Below are 8,262 nucleotides of genomic sequence, written 5' to 3'. Positions count from 1 at the left end.
GATCTGCAGAGGGCAGCCCGCGCTCCGGAGTCGGCGAAGCCTCAACGGCGTGAATGTAATAGTGGTTCGCCCCGATATGCCTGGGATTTCGACGCAGAACGGATTCCAAAATGGCAATCACGTGTTCCGTATTGGGACCCGTTTTGCCCTCCTTCGACCAAAGCTTCCATGGATTCTGATTCATCAGGCTCTCGGCATACAGTGTCGCGGCATCCAGGTCGTCGGGAAAGCGTTAGATCGAACTCTTCAGATCATGAGGCAAGGGATCGAGGAGGGCCGGAACGCGATTCAGGGCCTCCGCTCGTCTGGCTCTCAAACCTCAGACCTGGTTGTTGCTTTGTCTCGCATTCAGGAAGAACTAGAGGAACGGCCCAATATCAACTTTCGCGTCATAGTGACCGGCTGCCAGAGGCAGTTGGCACGAGAGTTCCAGGATGAGATTTACCGAATTGGCAGAGAGTCCCTGGGCAATGCGTTTTGTCATTCCGGGGCGAAACGCGTCGAGTTAGAACTTGAATATTCCGACACTGAGCTGCGCATTCGGATTCGCGACAACGGAGGTGGAATCGATCCTCAGGTGCTCGAGAAAGGGCGCGACGGACACTGGGGTTTAGCAGGCATGCGGGAATGTGCAACGAGAATTGGCGGGCTGGTCAAAATCTTGAGTAGTGCAACGGCCGGTACGGAGGTCCAACTGTCCATCCCAAGTAATGTTGCGTTCCACGCTCCTGACTTCTGATTAAGGCCACCCACCGTGCCTGAGAGATTCTATCGAGGGCAACAATCACCTTGAGGGCGGAACACGGGAACAGGCGGGGCGTCCCGAAATGGAACCTAGGAGTTCTTAAGAAAGCGTCTCGTCCGTCCCTGGCTTCCAATCAAAAAAGACCGGCGTTGGTTTGCCGGTCCTTTCGAAAACGCTGCGAGCTTATGCCGCTTTGGCGGCTGCTTGGGCGACGCCGAGTTGCCGCATCATCCCGTGGACATCGTAGGATTCAAAGTCCTGAATCAACTTGCCATCCTTGATACGACTGATTACGACGCCTTGTACCGTTACCTGCTTTCCGGTGGGCGGAACTCCCATGAGTTCTCCGTTATGGGTACCGCGCGCGGTCCAGTGGGTCACGACCTTATGTCCTTCGGCGATCTGCTCATTGATGGTGAGTGTCATATCGGGAAAGGCGCTACGATACATACTGACCAGGCTCTTATAGCCGTCGCGTCCTTGAATTCCTCCAACCGTCGGTTCGTAATACGCGTAGTCGCTCGCGACCAGTTCGTCGAGCAGCGAAAAGTCTCCTTTGTTGACCAGCTCCTGGATCACCCGTTGTACCAGAGCCTTATTTTGCTCGGACATATGCTCCTCCTTGCTGAAGAGGCGCTCATTATGTTCCCGCCAGAATGGCAGGTCAAGCGACCGAAATTACTGATCAAGTCGGAGCTGCAAAAGTCGGCGCCGGATGGCTTGACCAGCCGAGATTGAAGTTCGTCACTGGCAGCTTTAGCAGTATTCGAGCCACGCCAGCCAATCCACAATGAAGCGGATTTCTGTGTAGTTTCGCCTTCCTCTGCAAGGTCCGAGTATGCCGTCGACTCAAGCGAGACAACAACACCGTTAGTTGATCGACGAGACGTATGAGGTGATCGCAAGAAAGGACGTGACGATCATGCGAACCCGGCGCATCGAATTGTTGCTCATCATTGTTGTAATGCTGTCGGCGCAGGCCTTCGCGCAGGCAGTTCCTCCCGCCGAATCCCTGTTCTCAGGGTCGCGAGTTCCCTCCAGCCATGATGTGCCGGAAGTCAGTAAGGAGACTTTCTCCGCCAGGGTGCGTGAGGTGAATCTTCTATTCTCGGCAACGGACTGGCGCGGGCGCTTTGTCTCCAATCTCACGCCTGCTGACGTCAAGGTGCTCGACAATGGACAGCAGCCGCAATCGCTGACCTACTTCCTGCGGCAATCGGACCTGCCTTTAAAAGTCGGATTGCTGATCGACGTAAGCGGATCAGTCGGAAATTTCTTCAGCGATCAACAACAAGCGGCTTCAATCTTCCTGCAGGAGACACTGCGACCGTCGGATTCTGCAGCCATCATTACTTTTGGTCTTGAATCCCACGTAGCCCAGGACTTCACGTCAAATCTGAAGTTCCTGACGAACGCAGTGCAACGTCTCTCAGTCGGCGAATCCTCGACAGCGATCTACGATGCTGTAGGCATCTCCTGCGGCAAACTCTCTGCCGGTACCGAATCGGGCTTTGCTCGCCGGGTCTTGATCCTGATCACAGATGGTGAAGAGAACTCCAGTCATTCCCATCTTGAAAACGCGATTGATGCAGCGCTACAGTCCGACGTTATTGTCTTTGCGCTGAACACGAATCGTTCCCAGCTACTGACCGACCCAATGCTGCAAAAGCTAAGTAAGAGCACCGGCGGTACAGTTCTGCACGCACATGGAGCGCGTGAACTGAAAGCAGCGTTCCGCAAAGTCAACGAGCAGCTGCGCAATCAGTATTTGTTGGGATACAAACCCCCGCATTGGAAGGCAGATGACCGGTTTCACAAGGTGCGCGTCACGGCTCGCTTCGGCATTCATATAGACTGCCGAAAAGGCTATTATGCAGTCGAATAAAGCTGGCCGAATCAGAACGCGCAACGGCGGGTGGCCCAGCCTGTTTCTTTTGTTTCACTCTGGAACTTCAATGAGTTGGGTTCCGGGTACCCCGCCTTTGTGCCTCTCCCCTAATGAACCCATGAAGCGGGGCCTTACTCTCCGTCCGCCGCGGCGGAGAGGGTGGGCAGTTGAGGATGCGCGCAACTCTGGGGTTGAATTTTCGATTTGTATAAACGCTGATCGAGCCCTCATCGGGCATTTGCTTTCTATGACGAGAAGCTGAACTGCCAACAGCTTTCCGCAAATGGGAAGGACGAGTAACGTCAGCAGCATCGCAGCCCACCCTCTCCGCCGCGGCGGACGGAGGAGTAGGGCACCCACTTTATGGGTTCGTCAGCAACAATCAAACTGAAGGGTGGCGCACCCGGCCAGGCGAATGAGCAGGAAGCAAATTTGGTTATTCGCTTCCAAGGAAAATAGCACTCAGCATTCGAAGGCGGACGAGAAGTCGCCTCAGTCGGTCACGGCAATCCAGACTGGAGACATGCCGAGCGTGATCGGCGAGCCGGAAGCTGCGGCTAACGATCCACTTCCCGATATGGAAAAATCTGCAAGATCGCCCGAATCGCGATCGGCTACATAGAGACGATCTCCGCTGTGGTTGACGATCAGGAATGTGGGTGCAGTGCCGGCACTGAAGGGTGAATCCGATATCGCCGTAAGGGCGCCTCCCGATCCGATGGAAAACGCGGAAATGTTATTTGAACCCTGATTGGCCACGAACAGGAACTTTCCCTGTGGATCCGCTGCAAGTGCAACGGGCGTGGCTCCAGTGGCGAATGTGCCGCTTATGGGCGTGAGGGCTGTTCCAGAAACACTGAACCCAACTACCGCGTTGCCAGCGGAATCGGCAACGTAAACGAACTTATCATTGCCGGCGACAGTCACAAATCCCGGCGAGGCGCCGGCGGGAATTGCGGCTTGTGTGGCACTCAGGCTGCCGTCCGACTTGATCGAGAATGACGCGATCCCTTGCGTGGGGCTTACAACGTACAGAACGTCGCCTTTATCCGACATCGCCATGGAAACAGGTCCGCTGATGGTTGCAAACGGCGAGCCCGAAATGGGAGTAAGAGTGCCGTTGAAAGCGTCGATGGAAAAGACTGAAATGTTGCTCGACCCCTGATTCAGCACGTACACGTGCTGGCTCGACGGATCGATGGCGATCGACACGGGACCAGACCCCGTCGCAACCGCGCCCGCTGCCGCAACCAACCCTCCCTTACTTTTGTCGAAGGTATAAGCGAGGATTCCGTTCCCTCCCGAGCTCAGCACGTAAGCGAACGCCCTGGAAGGAGTGACTGCGATGGCTGTGGGAACGCTTCCGGTAGAGAACGGCGAGCCAGAGATTTTGCTGAGCGTACCCCCCGAGGCTTCCTCGAAGCCAAAAATGCCTTCGGAATTTGTTCCTACCGTATAAACAAAATGATGATTGGCACTTCCGCATCCTGCCACACAGAACGGCAGCACCAGCGGCAGGAGGATGGCATGAAGCTTTACTCTAAGCACTCGTCTTAGACTCCCAAAACGTCGACTCCGAAAACGTCAATTCGCATTACGAGCATATCGACGCGGTATCTAAAGTCGCGTAAAGGAATGTAAGCGAGTGCGAAAGACAGGAACCACTTTGGTGAGTGTCATCACGCTGAGACACTCGGTTGGGGACCAAAAGGGGCCAGCCTGAACTGGGCGATTTTAAGAAAATTACGCAGTTCTGAACTGAGCGATTTTAAAGTTCAGGCCGTCCTTTTTCTTCACGCGTTGTTGGACTACCGCGACTGACCCCGTTGCAGCCTCCATAGTCCGCGCGCCGACAGGATGACGGAGAAGCTCCCGGTCGCGCCGAGCGCGATGAGCGTCCAGACCCAGAAAAAGATTCCGCTGGAATGGGCGACCCTGCCGCCGACAAGTCCCGCTCCGCTCATGTGCAGGGCGAGGACGCCCAACCCACCGATCGATCCGAGAAGCATGATGACGTACCCCGATCGCCGGTCGGCGAGCATCAGCGTTCCGCACAGCCAGACGACGAGGATGAGTATCCCGCCGAGGCCTGAGAGCCCTCCCGGCGCGAATCCGCGGAGGATGTCGTCCGTCCAGTGAAATGTAAAGAGGAGGATCGTGAGCAGAGACGTGATGGTTAACATAAGGTTGTGTTTCATTGGGAGGTCTCCTTGTAAGCAAATCACCCAGCGGCTACCGCCGCCGGTACTGCCTTGCTACTTGTCGCGTTCAGCCGGGACATTCAACGGCGTGCGCTTCGTTTGCTTGCCGCTGCCCGCTCGCGTTCTGCTTGCTCCGGCTCAAAGCGGAGAATGTCGCCAGGCTGGCACGAGAGTGCGGCGCAGATCGCATCGAGCGTCGAGAAGCGGATCGCGCGCGCCTTGCCGGTCTTGAGGATCGAGAGGTTGGCCAGCGTCATTCCGACCCGGTCCGCAAGCTCGGTCAGCGTCATCCGCCGATCGTGGAGTAGGTCGTCGAGCTTGACGGCGATCGCCACGTCACACCGTTCCTTGGAGGTCGTCGCGCATGAGCGTGCCTTCCGCGAACACTCGGGCCAGCACGAACGTTAGGACGACGGCGAGCCAGCCGCTGATCGAAAAGCCGGCATCGAGATGGAGAGGATGCGCCGGAGTCGAAACGGCCTTGGCGATCGCACCGATGGTGAGGCTGAGAAGCTGGAGCGCGAGCAGCGCCCCGGCGATCTCCTGCAAACGAGACGCGTTGGCGGCGACGAATGGGTCGCCCGCGCGAACCGTCTCGACGATCGCGACCAGCCGCTTCAGCACGACATAGTTCAGCGGGATCCCGACGAGGCCGAGCACGGCGACCGCGCGCATGCCCATGATCAGCCGGTCTGCGTCGAGCGAAGGAGAAAGTTTGAAAGTGGCCATGATCCAGTGGGCGTTGAGCATGACCACAAGCAGAGCGAGGATCGCGGCGCCGAACATCCAGTTCATGACGACGAGGATCCGCAGCACCGCGTACGCGATGGGCAATGCGGCGGATGACGAGGCTGGCCTTGACATGATTCACTCCTTCTTATATATCGACTATCAATAACCTATTTATCGAATATAGTAAAGTAGTATATTGAAATTCGATAAGAAACCAGATGTCCCGCGCCGGGTCCGAACGGCCGAGTGGAGCGCGGTGTTCGCAGGGTGAGCAACGGATTGCGAAAATATTTTGTTTTCAATCTGTAACCCGTTGAGCAGACTAAGGCGAAGAATCCGTAGAGCAACGGATGAAACTTGCTTTCTCCTGATCTCTTGCGCCATCATGCAGAGGTGCGTATCAATCCCACTTTGGGAAGTGAGCTGCCGGCTACTTGCTGCTGGCTAGTGGCGGCGCGTCGTGGAGTAATGGGAATCCCGTCGCCATGCCAGGGCGATCCCATCCAGATCCCATCTAATTTTGTGGGATATCCCACCGTGATCCCAGCGAGCGCATGGGATTATCCCATGGTGATCCCTTGCCGCAGGTGGGATCTCGATGGGATCTCGCCGGCTAAGTTCTTTAGATCATGGGATGGGGAAAAAAAACGCTTTCGGCGGACTAAGCTAGGAATTCTGGCACATGATTAAGCGGCGCGGCAATTCGACTCGCATCGGAGCCTGACAGCGATGCAGCATGTACGAACTCTCTTTGACTCCGCCACTCCAGGCGAACCACTGCTGCCTGCGGGCCTTCGAGAACTTTACGACGGTAATCTAAATTTTCCGGATACTCCTACCAATCGGCCGTACGTCATAGGCAACTTCGTCTCGACCATCGATGGCATCGTCAGCTATCGAATCCCCCGCCAGTCCGGCGGTGGAACGATTAGCGGTTCGGATGATGCTGACCGTTTCATTATGGGATTACTCCGATCCTCTGTAGATGCGGTCGTCGTTGGTTCGCGGACGGTCCATGAAGTCAGCGCCAAACATCTTTGGATCGCGGAATTCATTTATCCAGACGCGAAAGAGATGTACATCGATTGGCGAGTAAATGTGCTGCGCAAGTCGAGGCATCCACTTGCTGTTGTCGTTACTGGAACGGGAAAGCTCGAGTTGCACAGGGCGGTTTTCCGAACGCCGGACGTACCCGTATTGATCGTTACAACTGAGGAGGGTCAGCGCAAACTCGAAAGATCTGGTGCAACGAACTTGCAATCGGTTCAAGTGATGACGCTCGCAGCGGAACATGGCAGCGTCAGTCCCGCCGCCATTTTGCAGCTGCTGCATTCGAAGTTTGGAATACGAACTGTGCTTCACGAAGGAGGACCGAATCTCTTTGGCAAGTTCGTGAGCGCCGCGCTTGTCGACGAGCTCTTTCTAACGATCTCTCCGCAGATAGCCGGTCGTGTGCAACAAACGATTCGTCCCGGACTCGTAGAGGGTATTGAGTTTTTGCCTGAGGCTGCGCCATGGCTTAGTCTTCTCAGCGCAAAGCAGAAAGCTGATCACCTCTATCTCCGTTATCGTGCGCGTGAGAGCGCGCGAAGATGACATTGGTTCCGAAGAATTCTCTGGATACTGGGAAACCGGGAAGATCATCAAGAACATCAACACGAAGGAGGTATGCGTCATGGGTAATCCAAGCGGCACGAGTGAGCAAGCGACTCTGGCGAAGCGTCCACATTCCAAGATCCTGGTTGACGGCGGCGACCCACAGGATACGACACGAATCCGGCAGCTACTCGGTTTCGTGGACGGGCAAACCACAAATCCGTCGTTGATCGCAAAGAACCCGGAAGTCATGCAACTGGTTGAGTCCGGACACAAGCTCACCGAATCGGAAGAATTGGCGGAATACAGGAAAATCGTCCGGGCGATCTCTCCTCTGGTTGGCGATGCGGGCGTCTCTATCGAAGTGTTTGCTGACCTGAACACGACCGCGGATGAAATGCTAAAGCAAGGCCGGGAAATGAACTCGTGGATTCCGAATGCTTACATAAAGTACCCCTGCATCACTGAAGGATTGAAGGCGGCTCATCGTTCGGTAGCCGAAGGCATAAGAGTCAACATTACGCTTTGCTTTTCCCAACAGCAGGCGGCTGCGGTTTACGCGGCGACCAGAGGTTCGCGGTCACCAGTTTACGTGTCACCATTTGTCGGACGGCTAGACGATATCGGTCAAAATGGAGTTGACGTGGTCAGAAATATCAAACTCATGTTCGCTCAGAGCGACCGGCACGTGCTCGTATTAGCCGCCAGCATCCGCAGCCTTCAACATCTGCTTTATTCGTTTCACGTCGGCGCGGAGCTTGTAACGGTGCCTGCCAAGATTCTGGAAGAGTGGGCTAAAGAAGGAATGCCACTGCCGCCAGAGAACTTTGCGTACAAGCCCATCGGCGCGGAAATCCCCTACGAGGAGCTGGACCTGGAGCAGCCGTGGGAGCACTTTAAGATCGAGCATGAGCTAACCAGAAAAGGCATTCAGAAGTTTGTGTCGGATTACCGATCAACACTCCGCAAGGTGTCTTGAGCAAGGTATTCCGATACGAGTGAAATCGAAAAATCGGGAAAAATCGGGGACAGAGAACTAAGGGAGAACCAAGGGACAGACAGACACACCTTTTGGAGATTCGGACGCGCCTGGTTCGGGA

At 55.6% G+C, this 8,262-nt stretch carries 10 protein-coding genes; 4 read left to right on the top strand and 6 right to left on the bottom strand.

Features of this window, described 5'->3' with window-relative positions; all coding sequences use genetic code 11:
• On the bottom strand, positions 1-184 hold a 184-nt coding region (locus VNX88_10745), incomplete at its 3' end, for a hypothetical protein (protein ID HWY69137.1).
• A gap of 69 nt (positions 185-253) precedes the next feature.
• On the opposite strand from VNX88_10745, the gene VNX88_10740 reads away from it, so the two are divergent.
• Positions 254-739 (top strand): ATP-binding protein, encoded by a 486-nt coding sequence (locus tag VNX88_10740; protein HWY69136.1) that lies wholly within the window; start codon positions 254-256, stop codon positions 737-739.
• Positions 740-928: 189 nt separating this feature from the next.
• On the opposite strand, the gene VNX88_10735 is transcribed toward VNX88_10740, so the two are convergent.
• Positions 929-1,357: an ester cyclase gene (locus VNX88_10735; GenBank protein HWY69135.1), complete on the bottom strand. Its 429-nt coding sequence runs from the start codon at positions 1,355-1,357 to the stop codon at positions 929-931.
• Between the two features lie 283 nt (positions 1,358-1,640).
• Here VNX88_10735 and VNX88_10730 point away from each other — a divergent pair, with 283 nt between their 5' ends.
• Positions 1,641-2,630 (top strand): VWA domain-containing protein, encoded by a 990-nt coding sequence (locus VNX88_10730; protein HWY69134.1) that lies wholly within the window; start codon positions 1,641-1,643, stop codon positions 2,628-2,630.
• A gap of 495 nt (positions 2,631-3,125) precedes the next feature.
• On the opposite strand, the gene VNX88_10725 is transcribed toward VNX88_10730, so the two are convergent.
• The 4 genes from VNX88_10725 to VNX88_10710 form a co-directional block, all read right to left on the bottom strand.
• Positions 3,126-4,181: a beta-propeller fold lactonase family protein gene (locus tag VNX88_10725; protein ID HWY69133.1), complete on the bottom strand. Its 1,056-nt coding sequence runs from the start codon at positions 4,179-4,181 to the stop codon at positions 3,126-3,128.
• Positions 4,182-4,441: 260 nt separating this feature from the next.
• On the bottom strand, positions 4,442-4,831 hold the full coding sequence (locus tag VNX88_10720) for a hypothetical protein (protein ID HWY69132.1): 390 nt from the start codon (positions 4,829-4,831) through the stop codon (positions 4,442-4,444).
• An 83-nt stretch (positions 4,832-4,914) separates the two neighbouring features.
• Positions 4,915-5,169, bottom strand: a complete 255-nt coding sequence (locus VNX88_10715) for a helix-turn-helix transcriptional regulator (protein ID HWY69131.1) — start codon at positions 5,167-5,169, stop codon at positions 4,915-4,917.
• A 1-nt stretch (position 5,170) separates the two neighbouring features.
• Positions 5,171-5,698, bottom strand: a complete 528-nt coding sequence (locus VNX88_10710) for a DUF2975 domain-containing protein (GenBank protein HWY69130.1) — start codon at positions 5,696-5,698, stop codon at positions 5,171-5,173.
• Between the two features lie 597 nt (positions 5,699-6,295).
• Between VNX88_10710 and VNX88_10705 the strand changes: the two genes are divergently transcribed.
• Both VNX88_10705 and VNX88_10700 read left to right on the top strand, forming a co-directional pair.
• Entirely contained in the window at positions 6,296-7,162 is an 867-nt protein-coding gene (locus VNX88_10705) for a dihydrofolate reductase family protein (GenBank protein HWY69129.1), read from the top strand.
• On the top strand, positions 7,143-8,141 hold the full coding sequence (locus VNX88_10700) for a transaldolase family protein (protein HWY69128.1): 999 nt from the start codon (positions 7,143-7,145) through the stop codon (positions 8,139-8,141). Before VNX88_10705 ends, VNX88_10700 begins: the two co-directional genes overlap by 20 nt.
• The last annotated feature ends 121 nt before the right edge of the window (positions 8,142-8,262 follow it).

This window comes from Terriglobales bacterium, from assembly GCA_035567895.1.
GTDB lineage: Bacteria > Acidobacteriota > Terriglobia > Terriglobales > Acidobacteriaceae > Gp1-AA112.
Note: the sequence above shows the minus strand (reverse complement) of the source record. Positions and strands in the feature narration are given on the sequence as shown.